Here is a 25,329-nt window from a genome sequence, read left to right on the forward strand (position 1 = left end):
ATCAGCCCGGTTTCATTGGGTTTTATCGTGGTGCATGAGTGCTTTTCTGAGCATGGTATTTTTTCCATGGAATCCGTAACTGCCATGCTGACCGATACCAAGCTGCGTAACCTCAAACCGCAAGAAAAACTCTACAAGGTGAACGACCGCGACGGGCTGTACGTGGCCGTCACTGCTGCCGGTTCCATCTCATTTCGTTACAACTACTCAATCAATGGCCGTCAGGAGACCATCACGTTCGGTCGTTATGGCGTGGGTGGCATCACACTTGCGGAAGCCAGAGAGCGCCTGGGCGAGGCTAAAAAGATGGTTTCGGCGGGTAAGTCACCTGCCAAAGAGAAAGCCCGTGCCAAGGCACGCACTAAAGGGGCAGAGACGTTTGATGCGTGGGCTGAGAAATGGCTGCGTGGGTATCAGATGGCTGACTCGACGCGTGACATGCGCCGATCGGTTTACGAGCGCGAGCTAAAGCCGCACTTCGGTAATCAGAAACTGGTGGAAATTAATCATGAGGATCTGCGAACGCTGACTGATGCAATTGTGGAGCGTGGAGCTCCCGCCACGGCCGTTCACTCCCGCGAGATTGTGATGCAGGTGTTTCGATGGGCGATTGAGCGTGGTCAGAAGGTCGAGAACCCGGCTGATTTGGTACGTCCTGCAAGCATCGCTAAATTCGAGCCACGTGACCGCGCTTTAGGGCCTGACGAAATCGCGTTGATGTATCAGTACCTGGACCGCATCGGTACTGCCTCATCCGTGAGAGTCGCCGCTAAGCTGCTGTTGCTGACCATGGTTCGCAAAAGTGAATTGACCAACGCTACTTGGAACGAAATCAATTTCAGCGAAGCCCTGTGGACCATTCCGAAAGAGCGGATGAAGCGGCGCAATCCCCATTTGGTGTTCTTATCTCAGCAGGCGCTGGATTTTTTCATTGCTCTGAAGACGTTTGCCGGCGGTTCAGACTACGTCTTTCCCTCTCGCTACGATTCCGATTTGCCAATGAGCACCGCGACGATCAATCAGGTGCTGACGCTGACTTATCGGCTTGCGCAAAAAGAGGGGCAGCCACTGAGTAAGTTCGGACCGCATGATTTGAGGCGCACAGCGAGCACGCTGCTGCATGAGGCGGGTTACAACTCAGACTGGATTGAGAAGTGCCTTGCACACGAGCAGAAGGGCGTACGGGCCGTTTACAACAAGGCTGAATACCGTGATCAGCGTCGGGCGATGTTGCAGGACTGGGCGGATATGATTGATGAATGGACGCTAAAGAAACCACGAGTGAAGGTTTGATCTAAAAGTCCGATTCGACTGGTGAATTTCTATTGGTTGTTTATTTTGGTTGACACTAAACAATCTACTTATCGGATCGTTGTGGCCGACTCAGGCGAAATATCTCTGGAATTGACGCGACAGCTTTGGAAACCGCTTGGCGTTCGATACCCAGTCTCCGCGCAATCGCTGATTGATTTAAGTCAAACCGTTGGAGCATCAGTATTTGTTTTTTTCTGTCCGACAGCCTCGAGTCCACCATCAGCCTCGCTAGGTTCCTTAGCTCTGCTTCGTCTGCTAGCGTTAACGTTTGGCCAAGCATGTAGTTGTGTATGTAGCCGTCCACCAGCTCGTCCCCTGATTCCGCTTGCAGAGTAACTCGCGAGGCGCATTGTCGGCTGAGCCTGATTAACTCGAGGTCGAATTGCGCTACAGACCGTTTCGCTTTCCTGTACTCGGGATTCCACTCGCCATCCGGCAACTTAGGACGATGAGTCGCGCAGTACAGGTTGCTGAGCCGCAGTTTTTCATCCATGCCGCGTTGGTCATTGTCATTGCCGGATTCGGCGAATGAGGCCAGCTCCGCAAGCTTGCCGCAAAATCTACAAAAAACTTTTAAGCGTTGACCATTCAAACCACGAACATTTCTTTTCGCTGGTTGCTTGCGCTTGCATGCCCATACCAGCTCTATCAGCGTTTCGAGTGTGGCGATAAATCGCTGATCTCTCTTGGACTGCTGGTCTTCTGTTAAGACAAAAGCTCTTAGCAATCGGCGCTGTACGCGAACCATTGCTTCAGCACCAACCAATCGCATGATCTCACTGAATGCTACGCCGGTACCGGCTCCTGGTACGTGCCCTAGATAGCGCGACGGGAGTGTTGCCGTATACGTAGCAACAACGGGGTCGATGAGTTCTTCTACAAGGCGAGCGATAGGGTAACGCTTCGATGCTGCGGAGTACGGCTCCCAGCAATCTCGAAATCGTCTGATGGCATCTGCGACGGTTGGGTCGCATCCCTTCCAAATGGCGATGGCTGAGCAATTTTTCATGTCAACCATTTTAGCCAATCATTCCGTCGAAGCAAGCGGCACATAGGGGCACGATCAGGCACACATTTGCTGTGACTGATAGAGGCTAAGGTATGCACGTATCGACGAACAGAACGCTCATCGACAAGAAGACGCTTCTAGCGATGATCCCGCTGTGTGAGCGCACGATTTACAACTTTGAAAGCAAAGGTCGATTTCCTCGCCGCATTGCGATCAGCAGTCGTAAGGTGGTCTGGGATTTGGCTGAGGTCGAAGAATGGATTGATGCTTGCAAGGGTTCAGGCCCGGCTCCCAGACCCGGAGTTGGAGCCTGAATAGTGCGGATCGGGCCCGACGTAGGGCCCATATCGCAGCTTGCGCTGTTCAGTTCTCACGGCGAGGCGCGGATGTACCACGACAGCAGCAGGAGCGGTTTCTTCTCGCTGCTGGTTGACGTACGTGGCGAAAAACGCCAGTCCTCCCACCGGTTAGCGGACATGCCCGCCGTTCTCAATTTGGTGGATAAAACCCGCGACACATGGATGTCACAGGCAGAGTTCATCCGGCCCAACCGACGGGTCGTGAACCTTGCCCGTTTGGGGCTGTTGTTCACCGATCTTGACACCTACCGCATACCGGCTCTCGCCGGTCGCACGCCTGACCAACTGGCGATGTCGGTGCTGTATTTCTGCGCCGAAGAAGGATTGCCGGCACCGTCCGTACTGATCTACAGCGGCCGGGGTATCCAAGCGAAATGGCTACTCGACGGTACTATCCCGCGTCAGGCATTGCCCCGCTGGAATGCGTGCCAACGCTACCTAGTAGATCGCCTCGCACACGTCGGTGCCGATCCGATGGCCAAAGACGCAAGCCGCGTTCTGCGAACCATCCAGACAGTCAACAGCAAGAGCGGCGAAGTCTGTCGCGTTGTTCACGTCACCAACGACACCGATGGCCAGCCTGTCCGATACAACTTCGAGTATCTGGCCGAGGCCCTGCTACCAACTGCCCGCTGGACAATAGAGCAGCAGCGGCAGGAACAGGCCGAGCGGGTCAAACGCAAGCTTAAGCCCTTCCTTTTGGTGCCCGGCGGTAAAGCTGACCATCTCCGCGGATTCTCGGGCCGCCAGCTTGCCTGGGATCGCCTCGAAGACCTCCGCAAGCTCGCCGAGCTGCGCGGCGGCGTCAACGAAGGCAGCCGGATGCAGCACCTATTTTGGCGTTTGAACTTCCTGCTACTGTCGGGCGCGACCAACAGCAAGCAGATGTATCACGAAGCCTCGGCACTGGCCCGCGAGCTAGATCCGCAGTGGAATAGCCGCTCTCAAGAACTGATGACCCTATTCAGCAAGGCCAAAGCCTACGAATCGGGGGAGCGGGTCTGCTTCGGAGGGAAGGAATACGCACCGCTCTACACGCCCAAGAACGACACCCTGATAAACCTGTTCAGAATCACTGCAGACGAGCAGCGGCAGCTAAAGACTATCGTTAGCCATGCCGAAGCCGCAGAGCGTCACAGGAGGCGCGAGGAAGGCCGCAGACGCGCAGCCGGGGCCGTAGACCGTCAGACCTATGAATCTACCTCCCTGAGCCGACAAAGACCTTGGGAGACACTTGGGATGAGTCGCCGGAGTTGGTATCGAGCAGGTAAACCAGTAGTGGTAGAGCCTGAGACAAGTCCATGCGTATTACCCAGAACGAAGTCTTGAGGCTGTTGATCTGGGCCAGCCCAAGCTACCCCAGAACGGGTTTAGGTTTGTTGAGGGGGGCACTTGTAGCTGGCACAAGTCCGTGCGTATTACTAATGGCGAAGCCTCCGTGCTGTTGAGGGCTGCCCATTGGCATTGACCCAGAGGATATTCAGGTGTGGCAATAGGGGGACTGAAAGGTGTTCAAAGTACGTGCGTATTACTACTAACGGAGAGGCTCTCCAGGTTTTGTCGGGTACAACCAGACGGAAGATCGTGCTCCACTTCTCCGTCTGTATACGTTTCTTCTACCGATCAGGACGCCCAATCCGATAGCTGCTAGTAGCGGCGACGATAGCGATCCTACGCATCACTAGATTTCAGCAAATCTGCGATCTCAGAAGCAATCTCATCAATGGTATGTACCGCGGTGCTACGGGCTACCTTATCAGCGATCGAGGAGCTGAAATCCATCACCTGCTGCTTCGTAATGTTGTGCCAAATCGGCAGAAGAACCTGTTCACCTGAAACAGAGCGGGTGACAATTCCGTCAAGCTCGTAGTTGGTCCATCCCTTCTTGATGAAGGCGGGGGAGAGAACGACAAGCCCTACGCGGCTATTGGCGAGGCCTTTATCAATCTTCTGTCTTAGGCTATCCCCTATGCGTAGGGTCATCTCGTCGAACCACACCTTGAGGCCAGCAGCAACCAAGGCATTGGCAAGGGGCCTGACAAAATCGTCTTTGTCCTCAGACGCATGAGATACGAATACGTCATAGGTTTGCCCGTCAGATTGTGCCGGCGTTGGAACGTCGCTACGCACGAGGCTTGGTACTTCTGATAGTGGACGCCGATATATTTCCGGCACCGCACTAGACAGTACGCGCGACGTCCGTCCACCGCCACCGCCACCCCGCGACGAGGATGATGTTGAGGATGGGTAGGGTTGCGAGCGCGCCCCATAGCTACTGTAGCGATTTCTGCATGCGGGACAATTAGCTGCCGCGCTCGCGGAGCGGTGGCCGTTTCTAGGTGCTGTGCATGTCGCCATATCAGTTCTATCTCCCAGAGCGCAGAGTTTGCGCCTTGTACGCTGGCCAACCTCACGCAATGGCGAGGACGATGGCATTGGCAGGACAATCCCTACGGTTAGGCGCCCCAGGAAGAAAAGGCTCTTCCAAGTGCATCTGCTGAAGGATCACTGATATCACTGTGCCTACGCAAGCTCGAATCATGTCAAGGTCCGCTGCCTGTCTCACACCGGTCATTCGGACTGATCCTGGACGCCGATAGCGGTATAAAAATGCGCTGGCGAGGTCAGGTCTTGCCCTTGCCAAAGAGCGTAGAGCTATGTACAGATTCGTCTAACGTATTTGCAGAAGCGCCGCTGGATCGGCCCAAACCGCTCGATCTTAAGGAGCTTATTTGATGGGCATCAGGGAATCGAAATAGTCCCACACCGCCCTACAGAGGCCTGATAGATCTAGGGCGAGCAACCAAATCCAAGCACTTGGACGGGGCGTCTGTGACGCAGGCCAGTGATTAGAGATTGTCAGTGTTCTCTCGCTTCTGTGCTTCCTGTGCAGTTCGGATGGCCATCAAAACTTGCTGGTTCAAGATGGCGTCATTTTTGTTGCCCAGCAAAGGTAGGCGATTCAGAGCCTCTGCCCCGACAAACATGCGATATGAAGCTGACAGGGCGAGCGGGCTAACGCGAAGCTGCAACGCCGTGTACTGACGATCCAACTTATCTAGCTGCGGTCCGTACCCCTTGCTACGCAGCCACCGGCCGAGTGCCCACATGCCGATGGCGAACGTAAAGGCGAAGACTACGAATCCAGCGAACATCAGAAAGCCGATCATGATTATTTCTCCGTTTTTTCGTTGTTGGAGGCCGTACCCGGCACACTCAGCGAGGCTAGGCGACCATTAGTAGGGCTTGCGTCTGAGGCTGGACGGATCACGTTGGAATCCCCCTGCTCGGAGTTAGCGGCTAACTCTCCGCCGCTGTTTGGAGCGGCCGAACTGGCCTCGCTATTTGAAGGTGGGGTTGAGCCAGCACCAAGGGATAGGCCGTGCGCATTCTCCATGCCCGGTACAGCCATTGAAGCCATCACCCCGAGCACCTTCGCACCTCCATTCGCCGCTTGAGAAAGGACATTTCCCGGTCCTTCAGTACCCCTTTCTGGTGTCTCTTGCTGTTTGTCTTTGTCGTCGTTGTCTTGCATTGCCTTTCCAGCCTGCTTGGCTGCCTGCTGTACGCCGCTGTTATGTTGCTGGGCAGGACTAGGCCTCGCATTAGCGGTTCTGCCCCCTACGCTCGATCCTGCTGATGTAGAGCCCTTGAGGGCTGCGCCGCCACCAGTGCTGGCACCCACTCCAGAGGATGCGGCGTTGTCCATTGACGATGCTGCACCGGTGCCGGAGTTTGCCGCACCTGCAAAGCTGGAGTTGATGGCGCCAGCCAATCCTCCACTACCAGCCGCCTCTGCGGCACTTGCACCACCACCGGCAGCGCCAAGCGCACCAGCGGCGGCGGGCGCTGCGGCACCGGCCGTGGCGATGGTGGCGACTGCGGCAGCAGCACCGGCTGCGCCAGCCGCAGCCATTCCGCCGATGGCCGAACCTCCGCCCATCGACGTGCCGCTGATCATCCCGCCAATCAGTTCGGGAATAGTCTTGGTCAGATAGGCGCATACCAGAGCCAAACCCGCCAAGGTCATCAGAGACGCTTCGTCATTGGTATAAGCCGCTAACCAGGACTTAGCCGACGTGACAATAATTCCTACGATCAATGTTAAGACGAACAGCTTGGCACCTACTGCAACAACGAAGCGGAGTGGTGCAATTGCAAAATCGCGAGTCCATTGCGAACCACCGAAACCGAAGAACAGCACGGAGGCATTGATGATGACGTATGACTCTACAAGCGTCACAAACATGAACGCCGCGATAAAGGCGAAGCACAGTAAAACCAAGCAGCCAACAAGCGCGATAAGGACTGCTTTACCCGGAGAAAAAAGTGAAATTCCCTCCACGATGGTGCGTGAGAAGTTGACGGCCACCGCGAACATATCACCAGGCTGAAGCGCACGGCCCAATCCGCTAGCTGTACCCGCAGCTTCTCGGAAACTGTCCACTACGGCTGTCGCCCATGGAACGGAATGCTCAATGACTGCGTAGAAAAAGCCAATGACCATGAAGAAGCGGATCAGTTCACCGATAACTTCGCCTAAGTCCGCTTGTTTCATCACTAAAGGCATGAACGTCCAAACCAATTGGATAAGAGCGAGAGATGCTAGTAAGTGGAGTGCATAACCCTGAAGCCGTGGTGACCATTCACTTGCGGCTTGATAGAGCATCCGCAAAAGCCCGTTCATTTCATTGCTTTGAGTTACATCTCCTGCTGCCATCGCGCTACCGGCCGAAAGCAAGAGTATTGCACTAACGAGTAGTAGAAATGCTGAGCGTTGCATAGTTAAAAATCCTCAGACGGGCCCCAGTTGTTTTTCCGTGCTTCAAAGTTCTTATCCGTATCTGATTGCATCGACCGCTCAACAGCCACGCAATCGGTGCGGATAGAAACAATGAACCCAGATAGAGCAGAGCCACCAAGAGCAGAGACGATGCATAACCCAGCGATCAGAGTTTTAGATATAAACATGTTTAGAAATCCTCGGAAGGCCCCCAGTTATTTTTACGGGCCTCAAACTTTTGCTCGGCAGCTTCGCTAGCAGCCTTCCGGTCGCCCTGCTGAGCCATATAGTTGCCTTGCATGTTTATTTGCGTGGCCAGTAGATCGCGCAGTTTTTGCAACTGCTGAACGTTCTGCGAGGCTATCTCGTTGCCTGCCTGAATGGCTTGCATCCGGCCCACGGCCGACTGTGAGCGAGCCACCATGTGATCGAGCTGGGTATCCTCAGACTCGAAAGTGCTGGTGTTGAGGTCGGCCGCTTCAAGGGCCGCTTTTACGCTGTCGCGGTTTTGCTCTGACCACTTCTGATAGCGCTCACGCGCCGGTACTTCCGCCGAGTTTGCAGCTTGATTTAGGTAGAACTGAAAGCCAGGAAAAGCTGTGTTGAACTGCGAGTCCATGTTCTGGATCTGTCGGCCTAGGGACTGCGAGCGGTTGTAGATGTTGGCCACGTTTTTGAGATCGGCCGCGATGCTGCCGAACATTGAGCTGGGCAAGCCGGTGCCTTGAGTGACCATATTCTGATACTGCTGAAGCTGGGTCTGTAATGTCTCGGCGGTGTTCAAGGCGGTATCGACGGCCTCGACGTACTCGAACATCTGCTGATAGAACGTCGAGCAGTTCGAGCAATAGATGGCGTAAGCCGGCGGTGGAACGATGTACATGGCCAATCCGAAAAAGGCGGCTACGGCAATTTTGGCTCCATAGGCCGCCTGACGACGGAATTTCCAAGCAGGAGAAACGGTCGTTTTGCGCAGGGGAATTGTTGCCAGCGGCGTTTTGCCGATAATGAACGTTATGATTTTTTGGTGCATTTCCCGGCCTCTGTCAGTCACTTTGATCAGTGCCTGATCGTGCCCGGACATGCCGGTTGCATCGATGGAATGATTGGCTAATTAGGTTGACATGGGGAAGATCAATTCGTGGCGATTATTTGTTCAATCCGCCCTTTTCGGAATGTACCGAATATTGGGCTTCTACTTGCAGTACGTGCTTCGGGCCGCTTGAAAGATTTGCAGCCGAAAAGGCTAAACCCTTAGAAGGCTATATAAGATCATCACGGTTGTTGCCGCTGCTTGGGTCATGCCGGAACCCAGGTCGGGGCTTCGACATAGGGGCTGGTACCGTTGGGGTGCCGGACTGCATTTGTTCTGGCACCGGCGCTACCGGAATTGTTATTTCGTCGGGAATTGTGGGCTGCTGGGCGCCACGTTTGGTCGGCTTGCGGATGTACTTTCCTACGTACCGAGCGAACTGGCTGTAGCTCAGCCCCGTGTTATCTCCGCCGTGGTTCTCATAAACGACCGTCACCGGCCAACCGGCTTGAATGAGACCCCGAAATTCATCGAGGCGCGCTAAAAAAGCCACCCGCCCCGCGCCAGTAAGCCCTTCTTTTGGTGTCTTCATCATCGCTAACTCCCCTTAAGCATGGTTGCGCAAGTATGCGCAAAACATTAGTTACTTGTCATGCGTAATCCAGCGTATAGATGCGCAGATATGCGTAAGAATGCTAGATATGATCCGTTCGCGGAGATACGCATGCGTTAGCGTCGAATCGGACGGCAAGATGTGTGTTGTAGGCCTACGCTGCTCCGCAGCTAGGGCCTCCACCACCTACCCTTACTCGCCTGCGGCTCGACGGATCTTGCTCTGCGAGGCCAGCAGCCGCTGCCGCGTCTAAGGGAAAAACCGCAACGGCAACAACAGAAGCACCATGACAGCCGACACCAAAGAAAAGGCACCGGCTTGCCGAGGTGGTAAGTCAATTGAGGTTCGGCAAATGCTGAGGAAAGGGCTGCGATCACAGATAAGGCAAACAAGGCTGGTATGCCCTGTTCGGGCTACCTGCGTCTCTCGGTTTAAGCTCGCCCATCCGGTCGGTGGTTGACCATACCGCAGGGGCTGATCTGGCCAAGGTGACTGTCGACCTCCGACAGGGCACTGGACCGCTGAAGCTTCGGCTTTTAGAGAAGCGAAGCCAAGGCGCAAATGCGGTTGACGTAGAGCTAGTGATGGTGGAGTTTGGAGAGCTGCAAGCATGGTATCCATGCAGCAACGAACGCGATGGTGTACTGGAACCGATGTGAATCGGCGCTGAGGCAGTTACGTGCTGTTTTTACAGGGTGCACATGATGGGAAGGTTCGGCTGGAAGTGTTGCAGATTACGTCGCACGCTTGTATGCAGGGAAGAGTATATTGGTAGGTGATGCCTCGATTCGCCACGGCGAGTCCACCACAATGGAGATGGCGCGTGATGGTTGTAATTGAGTCCGACGGTAAGTATTTTGAGTTGCGCTCAAATGTTCAAAGTAGCACATCTGAGGTGTCTAAAAAACTTGAGGTGACTCCAGTATATGAAAGCTATTGGAGGTTTGCTGCTGAGCGCCAAAAAGTTTTTAGGAAGAGGTTGATTGGATCTTCTGGGCCTTGGACTTTTGATCCTGTTATTTTGGCTCATAAGTTCACAAACGCGTACCGCGCCTCAGATCGAGTTAGCCAATATTTAATAAGAAATGTAATTTATCGCGCCGATCTTTGCGACTCTCCGGAAGAGGTGGTTTTCAGGATTCTGCTGTTCAAATTTTTCAATAAGATCGAAACATGGGAGCTTTTGGAAAGAGAGATTGGAGCTATTACGTATCGAAGTTATAGTTTTGATACATACGATAGAATCCTAAGCCGAGCTATGCATGCAGGGGGGCGGATTTACTCGGCCGCATACATCATGCCTCCGGGGAGTTCCGCATTTGGATATCCATCGAAGCATCAAAATCATCTCAAGCTGCTTGAACGAATGATGGATGAAAAGCTTCCGAGAATTTTGCATGGCTTGGGCAGTATGCAGAAAGCATTTGAAATCATCCGGAGCTACCCAACTATCGGCAATTTTTTAGCATATCAGTTTGTGACTGATATAAATTATTCTGAAGTCACATGTTTTTCAGAAATGGAATTCGTAATGCCTGGGCCTGGCGCTCTAGATGGTTTAAAAAAATGCTTCAAAACTACAGCCGGGGTCGATGAAGCTCAACTAATACGGATGATGGCTGAAAATCAGGAGTGTGAATTTGAACGCTTGGGTATTGAGTTTGACTCATTGTGGGGGAGACCACTTCAGCTGATAGATTGTCAGAACGTTTTTTGCGAAGTTGATAAGTACGCCCGTGTTGCTCATCCAGAGGTTTTAGGTATCTCAGGGCGTACTCGTATTAAACAGAAGTTTGCTCCAACTGGCTCGTTGGACATGCCGTGGTATCCACCTAAATGGGGGATCAATGACCGCGTTGCGGCAGATTTTAGATCGCTTGAGTTTTCGGAGGCCCGATCATCTTTTCGCGCTACCACCCAGGCAGCGTTGAACTTGGAGTGTTAAAAATGGACTTTAACTATTATCAGCAGCTTGCTCAATTAACTGATCGTGTTCCTTCAAAGAGTGCAGGAGCAGCGGGGATTGACTTGATGGTTCCGTTGCTTGGTTTAGCCGGCGAAACGGGAGAGCTTCTCAGCGAATATAAAAAGCGTCTGCGAGACGGCGATTCGCATTTGCTGTTTAAAGAAAAGATCTGTGAGGAGTTGGGCGATTTGCTTTGGTATATCGCGAACGTGGCCGAAAAGTCCGGGCTCAGTCTTGAAGATGTGGCGCAGAAAAACCTGGACAAGGCTAATGGGCGTTGGGGACACGGCGACACCAGTGCGACGGTATTTGATGAAAGCTTTCCAGAACAAGAAAAATTGCCTAGAAAATTTGAGATTAAGTTGGATGAGGTCACCGTTGAGGGTAAAGTTAAGATAAGAATGCTAATGAACGATGTGCAGATTGGGGATTATCTAACTGACAATGCAGATGATCCTGATGGCTATCGATTTCATGATGTATTTCACCTTGCCTATATCGCAGTTCTGGGGTGGTCGCCCGTGATCCGTAGTCTTATGAGGCGTAAGAGAAAAAGTGCACCTGATATTGATGAAGTGCAAGACGGAGGGCGCGCACAGGTTATAGATGAAGCTGTTGTTGCTCTCGTGTTCGATTATGCGAAAGAGCACAATTGGCTTGAGGGGGTAACGGCGCTTGACTATAAGCTCCTACGTACTATCAAAGGCGTTACTTCTCTTTTGGAAGTGAAGGCGCGCTCGCCGGGAGAGTGGCAGAGGGCGATTCTTCTAGGGTTTGAAGTTTGGCGTAAAGTTTTGAAGTCTAATGGTGCTCGATTACTCATCGATCAGGATTCTAGGTCTATAACTTATGCTGAAGGTGTAAAGTCTAGCATGGTTTAAAGCGGTTCTTGTTTTATTAATTCCTCGTTTATTAAGTTATGGATAACCTTGAGGGGTACGGTAATGAGCAAATCTGGAAGTCGTAGGCATTTGTTTATAAGTCACCACCACCGTGACGACGCGCTAGTTGACAAATTTGCCAAGTTGCTTGGGTCGAAGGGTTGGGATATTCGTAATAGCTCAATTCGTGCCAAACCTGCTAACCAAGAAAGACTTGATAAAGGAATGGTAAAGGAATCGACAATAAAGCGGCTGCTTCGAATGAAAGTCTCCTGGGCATCCACAGTTGTTGTTTTGATAGGCCAGCAGACACACCAGCGCCCTTGGGTGAATTGGGAAATTGATCAAGCGCACGCTCAGGGTAAACGGATTGTGGGGGTTTACGAGCAGGGAGGCAAAGAGTCGGATATACCCGCAAGTTTAGAGAAGTATGCGTCCGCAATAGTTGGCTGGAACTCAGATAGTATTATGAGCGCTATTGATGCCGGGGAGAATGCTTTCCAAAATCCAGATGGAACTGTGCGTGATACTGTTAATGGAGCAGCAAATTCAGAGTGCTAGCGATGACGAAAGTATATATGTATGTAGTGGATCGCGATTTTGGTTTTGCTCCGAATCCGTTTCATGGTCTTTGTACGTTAGCTACCTGTAAGCCTCGTACTCGAAGAGTGGCCAAGGTGGGTGACTGGATCGTCGGGATGGGGGGAGGGAGACTAAGGGCTACTGGTAAGTGTATTTTTGCAATGAAGGTCTCTCATTCGGAAACTTTTGATGGTTATTGGAGCAATCCTTTATATAAAGATAAAAAACCGTTGAGGAATGGCAGTAAGAAAATGATTGTGGGGGACAACATCTATTGGAAAAAGGATGGTGACTGGCAGCAGCTTAACTCGCATCACAGCTTTCCAGACGGCTCGCCTAATCCACATAATATAAAAAATGATACGCAGACTGACGTTGTTTTAGTTTCGGATTATTTTTTTTACTTTGGCGCAGCTGCGGTTGTAATTCCAGAAAAAATACTTAAGGATCTGGGGTACGCCAATGGAAGAGATCATCGTAAATTTCCGCTTCATCAGGCGCAGCCTCTAATTGATTATCTAGAGCGTGAATATGAAGCCAATCGGTTATATGGGGATCCTTATGACTTCGACTTGGCGAAGTCCCGTTATTCGGCGGAAAACAATAAGGTGACGGTTTAAGTTTTTTTGAGGATGATTTTTTACAGAATGCCCGAAATGCTCGGGCATTATTTTGGATTAAATATTATCAGCGGATTCGAGCATGTTTTTAGCTAGTTGTTTGAACCACTCTTTGACATCGGCAGGGGTCGTGTTTTCGTCCAACAATGCTTTGGAGAAAACTCCTTCCGCTACGTGTACCCCAAGCTGTCTATAGGCTTCAAATTGCTCTTCAGTGTAAAATTGATCTAAAGTAGATTCGTGCGGGAAGTCGGGGCTTATGGAGCGATAACGCTTAAGCAGTTCTGTTTCGTCTCCAGTCAAGGATAGTTTTAGGTATAGCATCAGACCAATAGCTTCCGGCTTCCCTGGCCCTGCGTCAGGGTAGTGAACTCTTAGAAGATGAGAGTGAGTTCTACTAAGGGTTGATTTTGGATCAAGCCGGATGTCATCAAGCCTCGGTTCAAGTCGTACACCAAAATCAATCTGAGCGTGCCTAACTAATGTCATTTGTCCCTCAAATGTTGAGCGCGGATCGGCCTCACCGTCCACGCACACGATAAATTTACAACGGCGGCGGAGAAGCTCATAGAGGCCCATGTTCTCAATGTGTCCGCCATCTGAGAGGTTCAGCCAAGGATTATTTTCATTCATGCCGATGCCGGTCATTTCACGGAGAAGACATAAGAAGCCGGGAGATTTCTTGCTTGCGATTTTAGGATTATTTAGCCAATAGCCCAGCCTTATGTTCAATAATGTCATCAGTGCCGACACACTAGATACAGAGTTAGGACCCATCTGGGGCGAAACTGCTGCCCCGGAAATAGCCATTGCAGTCGCTAGATCAACTGCGGCACCGTTACTTTTCCATTGGCTTGTAGAGGAATAGCCGGTCGCTGCTGAACCGCACCAATGTTTTGAAAAAATGAAGAAATCTCCACGTCGATCTCTAAGAGTGCGATTTTTGCTGGAGGGTAAGTTTACAGTCGTGTTGATTAAATGATATGGTGCTCTATGACTGTGTTGACAAATTCCAAGGGCAGATCGTCAGATTTTTTATCATTTTCCACAAATGTCTTTGCGAGCTGGTCTCTATAAAGTTTGTGTAGGCCGGTCAGGTTTACGTTCAGGCATAGTGCAATGATGGAGCAGGTTGCAATAATTAATATAAGCAGCACTTGCCCGCTAAGCCAGGAGATTGTCGAAATTTGGGAGAGGCTTCCCACTGCTCTGAAACTGTACAGTAGTGCAAGTGAGGCTAGGGGGACGATAACGGCAGCTAAAATTAAGGAATATCTTAGAAGTATGTTTTTAGAGCGGAGGCTATTAAATATTGGTATAAATTTCGCTATCAATGGGGTTGCAAACGCTAGCGTGGCTAAGTAAGTTGCAGTCTGCCAATTATCGGAGGTTATCTTCCCCAGTGAATCATATCCCTTACTTACTATAAACGCTAATAATGCGATTATTATGGCGCCTGCGCCTACAGCAACTATACTGCTTCCGGCTTTGGCACCCCATCCGAAACGCAAGCCTATGCCATAGGAGATTATTCCTATTATACTAGCACCGCCGGAAACCCCAGCAATCCAAAGCCAAAAATTTGGGATGTTTAACATAGAAGCATAATTGCTAATTAAAGCTATAGCTGCAATTATACCTATCGGTGCGGATAGGTTTAGTATAAGTCCTGCTAGGGCCCCCGTTACCATCATCCATCGTTGCTTTAAATTTGCAGCGCTTAAATATTTTGCGTTTTGTCTGATGTGGCGGATTGGGTCTGTGTCTGGACCGTATGGCTTGCTTATTGCCTCGTAGCTTTCTTTTTGACTAAGCGTTGATGTGATAAAGCTTCCTATGTATCCGCCTCCGGATACGGTTGAAAGATAGTCGAAGTCTTTCATTAGTTTTTTTTCAGATAGTACTTGAACGACGCCGAGACAAAATGTCGCTGATCGGATACCCCCTCCGGATAGCGATAAGCCAACTGCGTCATTCTTTTCAGTTTTATTTATGCTGTAATGTTCTCGGCGCGCTTGAATTTCAGCAGCTTCTGATGTGTTTATATCGCAGAAATTGTGAACCTTTCCAAGTGTATCATTCGGAATGCCGAATTCTATCGGGATGAAGCATTTTTCCAAGTCGTCAAAATTTACTACGGGAGGGGTAATCTTATCCTTGCAAATTCCACCATAGGCCATCAGTTGTAACTGTTCGCAGAAATCAATCAGTTTCACTCTTAGTGTATTAAGATCTATGCGAAATTCATTGGCACCGTCTTTTGAGTCTAATACTCCGGCTTGATGCGCCCTATGCCACTTCGCCGTCACCGGGCGAAGTTCAGTGTTCAGCATGTCCGTGGTGATTTGTGAAAAATCTTTGCACCCAGGGAATGCTTTCATAACATTTCTGGCCAGGCCAAAGATTTCCCACAGGCTCTCCAATGCTCGTGTTTCAATCCCATATTGGTATGGTAGCGGCTGCACGGCAATGCGGGTCCGGAGTTCGGATAGCAGGGAGTGCGCGGCCAACTGGTCTGGGGTCAACGGTGACGGTACACTGGTCATCCTTAATCATTCGTCCTTTGCCGCTTATCTTTTTGGATGGCTTTTGGCCTCTAGCGCTGAGCTTACTCGCCGGTCTGTAAAATGGCGAGAGAGCTGTGGTGACAGCGGATGCTCATCAGGACGGAGGGGATATTGCTCCTCGATACATAACAGGTTCACTGAAATGAAAGACCGGTCCCATGACGAGGTATTGGCTGAAATCTTCCGCACTGACCCCCGCTATGTCGCCGCGCTGCTTCGAGAGGTGCAGCGGGACGGCTGCGAAGCTGAGCTAAAAATTTTTTTGCGCCAGTTGAACCGTGCGTTTAGCCGGGAAACCGCAGATTTAGCGCTCCTTCCCATAGAGGATGCAATAAACAAGAGCTAAATGGTATTTTCAATGGTACTGCGTAAAAACCTACTGATATTCACCTGAAAATATTGGCGTTTTATCGCTAATTGATAATAGAGTGGGAATAACCGAACCTCAACAGGGGTAACCCCCCTGTTGTCCTGAAATCGATGCAACGTCGATTTTGTGATCGGAGGGAGAAAGGGGCGGGTTCAGCCTCTTTCTCAGCTCTGACGAGCCGGTTGTTGAAATAATCGTTTTTGCGCACAGCTCTTGTTATCTAATCGTTTTTATCCCATCTTAATCGTTAGCTGACCAGATCAGGCGGCACGACATCATTTTTTAGCCCCTAAAACTCAACCTGTCCGCGGAGGCCCTATATGACCGATTTGCCCGCAGACGCGATAGGCGCCGCCTGGCTGGCCCAAATCTATGATGTGCAGCCTTTGGGGCGATTGCCGGTGATGAGTCAAGTAGGCGGGCGACGCGCAACTCAAGTCACCGATGGCTTTCGTCTGGAGACCTACACCGAGGCGATGCGCCCGGATGCGGAGATTGCTGCACATCTGCAGTTCCATCTGCGCCATGAAGTCCCGCATCTGGAGTTCCTTGCCCGTCTGTTCGAGAAGACCGGGCCTGTTTTCGTCCAGGACTGGGTTACGGTCGAGCCTACTGGGCAGTACGCGCGTCGTGCTGCGTTTCTATATGAATGGCTGACCGGAGACGCTCTGGTCGTGCCCGAGCGCTTAGGCGGCAATTATGTCGATGCCATTGATGAGGCCAAGCTGGTGTCGGCATCCCGCGACCGAGTGGTCAAGGTGCAGCGCTGGCGGGTAAATGACAACCTGCCCGGCACGTGCAAATTCTGTCCTTGCGTGGTCAAGACCGAGGCGGTAATGCGTGCGGTCGAACTGGACGTTCCACGCCTGTTCGGTGAATTGAAAGACGAGTTCGGCGAGGATCTGTTGATGCGGTCGGCGGTCTGGATGACGCTACGCGAGAGCAAGGCCAGCTTCGCCATCGAAGGCGAGGCCGACCGGGTAGGGCGGGTGCAACGCTTTGCCGACGTAATGGCGCGTCGTACAGGGCAAGGTGCGGTCCCATTGAGCAATGCCGCGCTGGCAGAGTTGCAGCAGGAAATTCTCGGTGATCGGACGACGATCACCCACTTCGGCGCGCGTCAGTCTCCGGTTTTCGTCGGCGAAACGGTGCGCTACGAGGAGGTCGTCCATTACGTCGCCCCGGCGGCCGATGAAATCGACGCGATGCTTGAAGGGCTGGGAGTGTTCCTCGAGAGGACGCAGGGCCAGTCGCCGGTAATGCGCAGCGCAGTCGCAGCCTTTGGTTTCGTCTATATACACCCGCTCGCTGACGGCAACGGTCGTCTGCACCGTTTTTTGGTCAACGACGTACTGCGACGCGACGGCGTGATTCCGGATCCGGTGATTCTGCCGATCTCAGCGGTGATTACAGACGATGCGGGCGAGCGTCGTGGCTACGACCGAGTGCTGGACCAGGTGTCCAAGCCGCTCATGCAGGCTGTACGCGAGCGAGTAGTCTTCGAGTCCAGACAGACGACCTATCCAGACGGTGTAGTGTCGAACTTCTCTTTTCAGGGCGCTGACCAGGCCCGACCGTTGTGGCGTTATCCGGACCTCGGACCCCATACCGTGTTTCTGGCCAATATCATTGGCCGGACGTTGACTGAGCAAATGCGCGAAGAGTCTCGTTATCTGCGCAGTCACGCGCGGGCGCGGGCGGTGCTGAAGGAGGTGGTCGAGATGCCCGACCACCAAGCGGATCGAGTGCTGCGCTCAATCGAGCAGAATCGCGGCGAATTGAGCAATGTGCTTGCCAAGGAAATGCCCGTCCTGCAACAGGTCGGGGTGTGGGCTGAAATCGTTGACGCCGTCTCGCGGGCGTTTGCGGAGGACGGCGGAGCGGGGGTTGCTGTGATTGATCGATATCGTCCGGGGAAGCCCGTCGACCGCTGAAGTCCTTCATGCGAAGTTCGTTACGCCTGGATTGGATGGCAACGGCTGGCTTAGCTATTAGAGAAATTGTGATCGAATCAAGTCCGTATCGAACGGAGTTACCCCTTGATGAGGCGCAAATACCGCCTGTGCCTGTTGTGGCGAAGCCACCCGTTCTCCTCGGGCTCGTGCATGTAAATCGAACAGCGTCTCCAAATCCGGACGTGGTGTATGCACCAAAGCCCGCAGCATCAACGATATCCCACTCAGGTTGTTCTGAACGTTGTTCCACCGCGGCGATGAGGTGAGCCCCAGATCGGCCCAAATCACGCGCCGCTCCTGCAAATCCATCACGAATGGCAGGCAGATCCCGGTGTCGGATGCGATATCGAGACGGTCGATCACGGATCGCGGAAAGGAGCCCGCCATTTTTTGACATTCAAGGAGTCGCCCTCTGCGCATCGTGTTGATCGGCTGCAGGCCAGAGGCAACTGTCCGCCTACCGGGAACGTATTGGATGTGGCCTAGGTGGCGTTGCAGGTCAGCGTGGCGAAAGAAGGCCGGTGAATGCCTGGCATGGCTTTCAAAGAACTGGAGGCTTTGGTTGGGAGACAGTCCTGGAACTCGTCAACGAATCGAAGGCGTGTCTCGCGTGAGATACGACGTGTCGAGCAAGCCGCCTACGACGATTGAGTGGGAATGTTTTGAGCGGTAGTCGCTAGCAAAAAAGCAAAGGCCCGGGTGATGCGGGCCTTTTGCATTTGAGGGGTCAGATGTTCGGTTTGGCCGCCTTGGATTTTTCTTCCTCCAGTTTCCTGGCCTGTTCCGCCTTTGCTTGCGTCTCTTTGGCATTCAACTGGTCATACATGCTTTTGACATCGGTTACGCTCAGAGAGAACTCACGCACCATCTTGTCCTGATCAGGTTGTGAATAAGCCATGATCAGAAGGCTGCACTCGGATGGGAAGTTTTGTGGTGCAGGGAAGGAAACGCCAGGAATGTGCATATTGCTAAAGTGCACCTGCGCGCAAGGACCAATGCCACGGTCGTTAAAGACTTGGTCTACACCCTTATACAGCTTGCCGTTTCGGTCAAACTCCCAGTACATGACTTCTCCCATCTGGGAATTGCGGAACGAGGTCGGGCCGAATTTTTCGGTCAGCGATGCCACCAGATTGTCGAGTGGGATACGCGACCCTTCTTCGTAGTGCTTCATATGCCCGACAAACCATACCTTGCCAGCATCGTCTTGAAGCGCGGCAAACTGGTCGGCTTGGGCAAGAGTCTTGTTGGTCACGGCTGTCACGCCGGCCTCGGTGCCATCGACGGTTTTCAGCGGGCTGATCGTATAGGCCTGGTTGGCTTTCATGATCGCATCTTTGGCTTCTTCCAGAGTCGAGCCAAGGGCGACACCCGAAATATCGGTGGGAACCGCCGCGAAAGCTGTGGATACGGCAAATGCCAGGGTTGCAGACAGAGTGATGCAAGCGCCAATTTTGCTCATGAATAAATCCCTTTGTATGAAAGATACCGTGCGGTCCCGCTTAGACCGGTATCCGAACATTTTCCGGTGGGACGAAGCAACACAAATCCATTGCCTGGACATCAAGTTTGAAAAAGGGGTTCATCGCCCGAGCGCGCCCCGCGACAATCCTTCACTTAATCTTTCTCAATTGCAGGTGTATCGTATTCGCCTTTTCCGGGCCCCACCGGCCCGTCGCAGATTCAAGAGGTAGTCGCGTTCATGTCCTTTACCCGTCGCCAAATACTCGGTGGCCTGGCCGGTCTTGTTGTCGTTGGCGTAGGTGCGGGAGGCGCGTCGCGGTATTGGTTGGGCAAGATGGCCGATGCCGAGGCCGGTCACGACTATGAACTGATCGCGGCGCCGCTGGACGTGGAGCTGGTGGCCGGGCACAAGACCCAGGCCTGGGCCTTTGGTCCGTCAGCGCCGGGCACCGAGTTGCGGGTGCGCCAGGGCGAGTGGTTGCGGGTGCGATTCATCAACCATTTGCCGGTCGCGACGACCATTCACTGGCACGGCATCCGCTTGCCACTGGAGATGGACGGCGTACCGTATGTCTCGCAACTGCCGGTGTTGCCAGGCGAGTACTTCGATTACAAATTCCGCGTGCCGGACGCCGGCAGCTATTGGTATCACCCGCACGTCAACAGCAGCGAGGAGCTCGGACGCGGGCTGGTGGGGCCGCTGATCATCGAAGAGCGTGAGCCTACCGGCTTCAAATACGAGCAGACGTTGAGCCTCAAGAGCTGGCATGTGGACGAGCAGGGCGAGTTCGTCGCGTTCAGTATCCCCCGCGAGGCGGCGCGTGGCGGCACGGCCGGGCGGCTGTCGACGATCAACGGCGTGCCCCAGGCGGTGATTGATTTGCCGGCCGGGCAGATTACCCGGGTGCGTTTGCTCAACCTCGACAACACGCTGACTTACCGCATCAATATCCCCGGCGTCGAGGCGCAGATCTATGCGCTCGACGGCAATCCCGTCGCGCCGCGCCCGTTGGGCAAGGAGTACTGGCTGGGCCCGGGTATGCGCATCTGCCTGGCGATCAAGGCGCCGCCGGCCGGTGAAGAGTTGTCGTTGCGCAATGGCCCGGTGCGCCTGGGGACTCTGCGTTCGGTGCCCAACAATGACGCACCGAGCCAGTGGCCGTCGGCGCTGCCGCCTAACCCGGTGGCCGAGCCGGACCTGGCCAATGCGCAGAAACTCAACTTCAATTTCGAGTGGGTCGGTTCGGTCTCGGTCAATGTCGACAATGGCAAGCCGCCGAGCCTGTGGCAAATCAATGGCAAGGCCTGGGATATCACCGACAAGACCTGCGCCGATCGGCCGATTGCCACGCTGAAGAAAGGCCAGAGCTATATATTCGAATTGAAGAACATGACCCAGTACCAGCACCCGATCCATCTGCACGGCATGAGCTTCAAGGTCATTGCGTCGAACCGGCACAAGGTCATTCCGTATTTCACCGATACCTACCTGCTGGGCAAGAACGAGCGGGCACAGGTGGCGCTGGTGGCGGATAACCCCGGCGTGTGGATGTTCCACTGCCATGTGATCGATCACATGGAAACCGGCCTGATGGCCGCCATCGAGGTGGCGTGATGCGCCAGATTCGTCCCGCGCGGATCATCGACCGCAGCCGCGACCAGGATTTCATGCGTGAAGCCCTGGCTCTCGCCGCCCAAGGCGCCACGCTGGGCGAAGTCCCGGTGGGCGCGGTGCTGGTGCAGGATGGTGAGATCATTGGGCGTGGCTTCAACTGCCCGATCAGTGGCCACGACCCCAGCGCCCACGCGGAGATGGTCGCCATCCGCGCCGCTGCCCAGGCGGTGAGCAACTATCGCCTGCCTGGCAGCACGCTGTATGTGACGCTGGAACCGTGCAGCATGTGCGCCGGCCTCATCGTCCACTCACGCATCGCCCGGGTCGTCTACGGGGCGCTGGAACCCAAGGCTGGGATCGTGCAGAGCCAAGGGCAGTTTTTCAGCCAAGGCTTTTTGAATCATCGGGTGATGTTCGAGGGCGGGGTGTTGGCTGAGGAATGCAGCGCGGTGTTGAGCGAGTTTTTCAAGGCCAGGCGAGCCAGATCCCAAGATTGAACACACAACCCTGTGGCGAGGGAGCTTGCTCCCGCTCGGCTGCGCAGCAGTCGTAAAACCTGCTGACCGGTTATTCCAGGTGCATCGTGTTGGCGGGTTTGGGGCTGCTGCGCAGCCCAGCGGGAGCAAGCTCCCTCGCCACAATGATGGGCAATCCTTTAGAGTACCATTGCTCCCTACCAGGGTGTCGTGTTGCTTGGGCTGTTTACTTACGCGCCACAATCACCGCCCGCATCGGCGCCGGCAGTCCTTCGATGGTTTTACTGTGGTCCGCAGGATCGAGGAAATCACTCAGCGACTGGTATTTCATCCACTCGGTGCTGCGCTGTTCCTCCACGGTCGTCAGGCTGACGTCCACGCAACGCACATCGCTGAACCCGGCGCGGCGCAGCCAGCGCTCAAGGGCGGGGACCGACGGTAGGAACCAGACGTTGCGCATCTGCGCGTAGCGGTCCTCGGGCACCAGCACCTGGTGTTCGTCGCCTTCGATCACCAGGGTTTCGAGCACCAGCTCACCGCCTTTTACCAGGCAGTCCTTCAAGGCCAACAGATGCTCGATCGGCGAGCGGCGGTGGTAGAACACCCCCATGGAGAACACCGTGTCAAAACCTTCCAGCTCCGGCGGCAGGGCTTCGAATGGGAACGGCAGGTGCCAGGCGTTGGGCTGTGACAGGTAGCGCTGCACCGCCTGGAACTGGCAGAAGAACAGCCAGTTCGGGTCGACGCCAATCACCGTGTCCGCGCCGGCACCGAGCATCCGCCACATGTAGTAGCCGTTGCCGCAGCCGACATCGAGGATGCGCTTGCCCTTGAGGTCCAGATGCGGGGCGACGCGTGACCATTTCCAGTCCGAGCGCCATTCGGTGTCGACGTGGACGCCAAACAGATCGAACGGGCCCTTGCGCCACGGAGAAAGACCCATCAGCGCGGTACGCATCTGGGCGCGGGTTTCGTCAGAGCAATCTGCGTCCAGCGTCAGCCCGTTCAGCAGATCCACGGTGGTGGGCTGCAAGGCCGGCAGCGCATCGAGGGCGCTTTGCCAACGCTCCAGGTCGCCGTGGCCCTTTTCCATCTTGATATCGAGCTGCGTTTGCAGCGTCGCGGCCCAGTCGGCCAGGGGCGTGCCGGCCAGATGGCGGGCGAGGGGGGACAGGTCAATCATGGCAAGGCAATCAACGAGGCGAAGTTAAGACACTGGAACCACGGCACGACTTTCGAGAAGCCGGCCGCCAGCAGGCGCTCGCGGTGTTCTTCGAGGCTGTCGGGCTTCATGACGTTTTCGATGGCGCTGCGTTTCTGGGCAATTTCCAGTTCGCTGTAGCCGTTGGCGCGCTTGAACGCCACGTGCAGGTCGGTCAGCAGGGCATGTTCCTCGGCATCGTTGAAGCGCAATTTTTCCGAGAGGATCAAGGCGCCGCCGGGCAGCAAGGACTGGCGGATACGGGTCAGCAACGCGGTGCGTTGTTCGGGTGCGATGAATTGCAGGGTGAAGTTCAACGCCACCACCGAGGCCGGCTGGAACGCCAGCGCAAGGATGTCGCCTTCGATCACTTCCACCGGCAACAGCTCCTGGAACATCGAGTCTTGGCCGTTGAGGTATTCGCGGCAGCGCTCGACCATGGCCGCCGAGTTATCCACCGCGATCACCCGGCAACCGTCGGTGCGCACATGACGGCGCAGCGCCTGGGTCACCGCGCCCAGGGACGAACCGAGGTCATACAGCACGCTGTTGGGCTGGGCGAACTGTGCGGCGAGCACGCCGAGGTTCTCGACGATGGTCGGGTAGCCTGGCACCGAGCGCTTGATCATGTCCGGGAACACTCGAACCACGTCTTCATTGAAGGCGAAGTCAGGCACCTGGGCCAGCGGCTGGGCGAATAGGCGATCGGGTTCTTTGCTCACGACGGTTCCGGCGGCAGGGATAGTGAAAAGGCCGGCATTTTAACCAAAAAACCTGTGGGAGCGAGCTTGCTCGCGATTGCGATGGTTCAGCCAGTCGTTCGGTTGGCTGACAGATTGCTATCGCGAGCAGGCTCGCTCGCACATTTGATCTCTGTTTAGTGATGTTTTTGGAGAAGAAAGGTGGCCGCCCCCATCAGCGCGAGTATCAGCCAACCCACGTTCAATTCACCGAAATGGCGCAGTCGAAGGTTTCCACGGGCGGTACTTCAGGCGCCCAGGGTTGTTGATACGTCAGGCGCAAGCGCCCGGTGCCGGCGTTCAACGCCTGGAAGCGCCAGGTTGACACCCCGGCGGCGCCGACGATGCCGGCGTCTTCCGGGTTGCGATAGACCTCCGGGCCCAACGCCTTCAACACGCCGCCGGCTGAATCCTGAACCGTCCATCGGTAGCCGGTGCTGGGGTTGGTCGGAAGGCTCAGTATCAGGTTCTGGCCGTTATTGAGCTGCACCGGGCATTGGCTAAGCTTCTCGACCGTCACGTTGTGTTTCGGTTGCATGGCACAGGCACTCAACAAGGCGAGGCTGACAGGTACGAGCAGGCGGGTGAGAGACATAAGGGCTCCGGCGTTCACGACGAACGGCGAGCATAACCGAAGATGCTACCGGGTGTGTCAGATGAGGTGTGTTGGTTGTGAGGGGCCCCATCGCGAGCAAGCTCGCTCCCACAGGGTTCGGTGTGGATCACAAACGCTGTGAACGACACTTATCCAATGTGGGAGATTCTATGGTGCAGGACTAGCCCCTAAATGCCTTTTGGTAAGTATTCGCTCTGGTTCTTCAACAGAGCGAATACCACTCGGGCAAGCTTGCGGGCCAGCGCTACCAATGCCTCGGTTGTGCTGAGCCCTCGGGACCTCAAACCCTCGTAAAATCCCTTCCACGCCGCTGTGCGACTCGCCGACATCGCGGCGTTGTGCATCAATCGGCGTGCCTCCGGATCACCTCGCTTAGACAGGCAGCGGCGTCCCTTCTTTTTTCCCGAGTCCGATATGCGCAGGTCCAGCCCCAGAAAAGCGATGAAGGCATCGGCATTTCTGAAATCTCCACGCTGGAACGACGTGAGCAAACGGGCACCGCTTAACAGACCGATGCCTTCGACTTTCATGCAGCGCTTGAGCTGACTGCCCAAACCGGCTGCATCCAACTGCGTCTGGATTGTTTTCTCAAGCAAAATTTCGAGTCTTTGCATGGCCTTTATCTGGTTCTCGAAGGCCGTTTTGAGCAACGGTTCGTTCGACCAGCTTTGCTTGAGGCTGACACGCGCCTGAACCAAGGCTGCCCGTCGCCGGAAAAGGCTTATAAGCCTGCAATACAGGGGCGATGGCGGGGACCAAGGGTGCAACTGGTGGCCTTCGTTGTTCAAGTAGCGAGCCAACAACCGAGCATCCAGCGCATCGGTTTTAGCGCGCACTTTCACACCTTTGCGGTAATGACTGAGTTCGTAACCGCCGATCATATAAATCACACAGCCATGCGCATAAGCCAGATCGGCGAAGTCCTGATGATAGATATTGGTGGCTTCGATGGCGACATCCACTGGCGCAGGTAATGCCTTGAGCCACTTCTTGATATCAGCTTTGGTGTTGGGAATCGTTTCGAGTCGATCGGATTGGGCGTGATAAATCACCAACTCATCTTTGGCGACATCCACACCTACGATCGGCTGGGCGGTGGCGACGGGCATTGCCATTGAAAATCCTCCGGGCTAAGGTTTGAACACTTGAAGGGTTCACCCAGAGG

General features: G+C 54.1%; 26 protein-coding genes. 12 read left to right on the forward strand and 14 right to left on the reverse strand.

Features of this window, described 5'->3' with window-relative positions; all coding sequences use genetic code 11:
• Positions 1–84 precede the first annotated feature (84 nt).
• Complete coding sequence (locus tag J3P96_RS05615) at positions 85–1,293, forward strand: tyrosine-type recombinase/integrase (RefSeq protein ID WP_283439492.1); 1,209 nt, start codon at positions 85–87, stop codon at positions 1,291–1,293.
• Between the two features lie 64 nt (positions 1,294–1,357).
• Here J3P96_RS05615 and J3P96_RS05620 read toward each other — a convergent pair whose 3' ends face one another.
• Entirely contained in the window at positions 1,358–2,332 is a 975-nt protein-coding gene (locus tag J3P96_RS05620; protein WP_434655917.1) for a LuxR family transcriptional regulator, read from the reverse strand.
• A gap of 83 nt (positions 2,333–2,415) precedes the next feature.
• On the opposite strand from J3P96_RS05620, the gene J3P96_RS05625 reads away from it, so the two are divergent.
• Complete coding sequence (locus tag J3P96_RS05625; RefSeq protein ID WP_058423359.1) at positions 2,416–2,637, forward strand: helix-turn-helix transcriptional regulator; 222 nt, start codon at positions 2,416–2,418, stop codon at positions 2,635–2,637.
• A gap of 72 nt (positions 2,638–2,709) precedes the next feature.
• Positions 2,710–4,011: a replication protein gene (locus J3P96_RS05630; RefSeq protein WP_434655919.1), complete on the forward strand. Its 1,302-nt coding sequence runs from the start codon at positions 2,710–2,712 to the stop codon at positions 4,009–4,011.
• A 342-nt stretch (positions 4,012–4,353) separates the two neighbouring features.
• On the opposite strand, the gene J3P96_RS05635 is transcribed toward J3P96_RS05630, so the two are convergent.
• The 5 genes from J3P96_RS05635 to J3P96_RS05655 form a co-directional block, all read right to left on the reverse strand.
• Complete coding sequence (locus J3P96_RS05635; RefSeq protein WP_252886767.1) at positions 4,354–4,812, reverse strand: toll/interleukin-1 receptor domain-containing protein; 459 nt, start codon at positions 4,810–4,812, stop codon at positions 4,354–4,356.
• 719 nt (positions 4,813–5,531) lie between these two features.
• Entirely contained in the window at positions 5,532–5,852 is a 321-nt protein-coding gene (locus tag J3P96_RS05640; protein ID WP_434655922.1) for a hypothetical protein, read from the reverse strand.
• Positions 5,853–5,854: 2 nt separating this feature from the next.
• Complete coding sequence (gene trbL / locus J3P96_RS05645; protein ID WP_434655924.1) at positions 5,855–7,465, reverse strand: P-type conjugative transfer protein TrbL; 1,611 nt, start codon at positions 7,463–7,465, stop codon at positions 5,855–5,857.
• Between the two features lie 190 nt (positions 7,466–7,655).
• Positions 7,656–8,549, reverse strand: a complete 894-nt coding sequence (gene trbJ, locus J3P96_RS05650; protein ID WP_434655926.1) for a P-type conjugative transfer protein TrbJ — start codon at positions 8,547–8,549, stop codon at positions 7,656–7,658.
• Positions 8,550–8,727: 178 nt separating this feature from the next.
• Positions 8,728–9,093 carry a TraK oriT-binding protein gene (locus tag J3P96_RS05655; protein ID WP_096114728.1) on the reverse strand — a complete coding sequence of 122 codons (366 nt, stop codon included), beginning with the start codon at positions 9,091–9,093 and terminating at the stop codon, positions 8,728–8,730.
• Between the two features lie 844 nt (positions 9,094–9,937).
• On the opposite strand from J3P96_RS05655, the gene J3P96_RS05660 reads away from it, so the two are divergent.
• From J3P96_RS05660 to J3P96_RS05675, 4 genes are all read left to right on the forward strand, one after another.
• Positions 9,938–11,056 carry a nucleotide kinase domain-containing protein gene (locus tag J3P96_RS05660; RefSeq protein ID WP_434658096.1) on the forward strand — a complete coding sequence of 373 codons (1,119 nt, stop codon included), beginning with the start codon at positions 9,938–9,940 and terminating at the stop codon, positions 11,054–11,056.
• A 2-nt stretch (positions 11,057–11,058) separates the two neighbouring features.
• The gene (locus tag J3P96_RS05665) at positions 11,059–11,958 is read left to right on the forward strand and encodes a nucleoside triphosphate pyrophosphohydrolase family protein (protein WP_434655927.1); all 900 of its coding nucleotides are present in this window, start codon (positions 11,059–11,061) and stop codon (positions 11,956–11,958) included.
• A 63-nt stretch (positions 11,959–12,021) separates the two neighbouring features.
• Positions 12,022–12,519, forward strand: a complete 498-nt coding sequence (locus tag J3P96_RS05670) for a TIR domain-containing protein (protein ID WP_064364351.1) — start codon at positions 12,022–12,024, stop codon at positions 12,517–12,519.
• A gap of 2 nt (positions 12,520–12,521) precedes the next feature.
• Positions 12,522–13,160, forward strand: a complete 639-nt coding sequence (locus J3P96_RS05675; protein WP_434655930.1) for a hypothetical protein — start codon at positions 12,522–12,524, stop codon at positions 13,158–13,160.
• 57 nt (positions 13,161–13,217) lie between these two features.
• Here J3P96_RS05675 and J3P96_RS05680 read toward each other — a convergent pair whose 3' ends face one another.
• Together J3P96_RS05680 and J3P96_RS05685 are read right to left on the reverse strand one after the other, a co-directional pair.
• Positions 13,218–13,901, reverse strand: coding sequence for a hypothetical protein (locus J3P96_RS05680; protein WP_434655931.1), 684 nt, complete (start codon positions 13,899–13,901; stop codon positions 13,218–13,220).
• A gap of 233 nt (positions 13,902–14,134) precedes the next feature.
• A complete protein-coding gene (locus J3P96_RS05685; RefSeq protein ID WP_434655933.1) occupies positions 14,135–15,541 on the reverse strand; it encodes a patatin-like phospholipase family protein in 1,407 nt (468 codons plus the stop codon).
• Between the two features lie 328 nt (positions 15,542–15,869).
• Here J3P96_RS05685 and J3P96_RS05690 point away from each other — a divergent pair, with 328 nt between their 5' ends.
• The gene (locus J3P96_RS05690; protein WP_434655934.1) at positions 15,870–16,073 is read left to right on the forward strand and encodes a hypothetical protein; all 204 of its coding nucleotides are present in this window, start codon (positions 15,870–15,872) and stop codon (positions 16,071–16,073) included.
• 344 nt (positions 16,074–16,417) lie between these two features.
• The gene (locus J3P96_RS05695; protein WP_434655936.1) at positions 16,418–18,031 is read left to right on the forward strand and encodes a Fic family protein; all 1,614 of its coding nucleotides are present in this window, start codon (positions 16,418–16,420) and stop codon (positions 18,029–18,031) included.
• Between the two features lie 57 nt (positions 18,032–18,088).
• Here J3P96_RS05695 and J3P96_RS05700 read toward each other — a convergent pair whose 3' ends face one another.
• On the reverse strand, positions 18,089–18,439 hold the full coding sequence (locus J3P96_RS05700; RefSeq protein ID WP_434655938.1) for a hypothetical protein: 351 nt from the start codon (positions 18,437–18,439) through the stop codon (positions 18,089–18,091).
• An 88-nt stretch (positions 18,440–18,527) separates the two neighbouring features.
• On the opposite strand from J3P96_RS05700, the gene J3P96_RS05705 reads away from it, so the two are divergent.
• Positions 18,528–18,725, forward strand: coding sequence for a hypothetical protein (locus J3P96_RS05705; protein WP_434655940.1), 198 nt, complete (start codon positions 18,528–18,530; stop codon positions 18,723–18,725).
• Between the two features lie 54 nt (positions 18,726–18,779).
• Here J3P96_RS05705 and J3P96_RS05710 read toward each other — a convergent pair whose 3' ends face one another.
• Complete coding sequence (locus tag J3P96_RS05710; protein ID WP_434601760.1) at positions 18,780–19,514, reverse strand: hypothetical protein; 735 nt, start codon at positions 19,512–19,514, stop codon at positions 18,780–18,782.
• A 240-nt stretch (positions 19,515–19,754) separates the two neighbouring features.
• On the opposite strand from J3P96_RS05710, the gene J3P96_RS05715 reads away from it, so the two are divergent.
• Together J3P96_RS05715 and tadA are read left to right on the forward strand one after the other, a co-directional pair.
• Positions 19,755–21,131 carry a multicopper oxidase family protein gene (locus J3P96_RS05715; protein ID WP_434655942.1) on the forward strand — a complete coding sequence of 459 codons (1,377 nt, stop codon included), beginning with the start codon at positions 19,755–19,757 and terminating at the stop codon, positions 21,129–21,131.
• Positions 21,131–21,628: a tRNA adenosine(34) deaminase TadA gene (gene tadA, locus J3P96_RS05720; protein WP_434628591.1), complete on the forward strand. Its 498-nt coding sequence runs from the start codon at positions 21,131–21,133 to the stop codon at positions 21,626–21,628. The genes J3P96_RS05715 and tadA overlap by 1 nt, the downstream gene beginning before the upstream one ends.
• Before the next feature lie 205 nt (positions 21,629–21,833).
• Here the strand turns inward: tadA and cmoB are convergent, their stop codons facing one another.
• From cmoB to J3P96_RS05740, 4 genes are all read right to left on the reverse strand, one after another.
• The gene (gene cmoB, locus J3P96_RS05725) at positions 21,834–22,790 is read right to left on the reverse strand and encodes a tRNA 5-methoxyuridine(34)/uridine 5-oxyacetic acid(34) synthase CmoB (RefSeq protein WP_434655944.1); all 957 of its coding nucleotides are present in this window, start codon (positions 22,788–22,790) and stop codon (positions 21,834–21,836) included.
• Positions 22,787–23,530 (reverse strand): carboxy-S-adenosyl-L-methionine synthase CmoA, encoded by a 744-nt coding sequence (gene cmoA, locus J3P96_RS05730; protein WP_305499021.1) that lies wholly within the window; start codon positions 23,528–23,530, stop codon positions 22,787–22,789. The genes cmoB and cmoA overlap by 4 nt, the downstream gene beginning before the upstream one ends.
• Positions 23,531–23,750: 220 nt before the next feature.
• Positions 23,751–24,143: a protease inhibitor I42 family protein gene (locus tag J3P96_RS05735; protein WP_434655946.1), complete on the reverse strand. Its 393-nt coding sequence runs from the start codon at positions 24,141–24,143 to the stop codon at positions 23,751–23,753.
• Positions 24,144–24,331: 188 nt separating this feature from the next.
• Complete coding sequence (locus tag J3P96_RS05740; protein WP_434623735.1) at positions 24,332–25,279, reverse strand: IS110 family transposase; 948 nt, start codon at positions 25,277–25,279, stop codon at positions 24,332–24,334.
• Positions 25,280–25,329: the final 50 nt, after the last annotated feature.

Source organism: Pseudomonas sp. R3-56 (assembly GCF_051132075.1).
Classification (GTDB): Bacteria; Pseudomonadota; Gammaproteobacteria; order Pseudomonadales; family Pseudomonadaceae; genus Aquipseudomonas.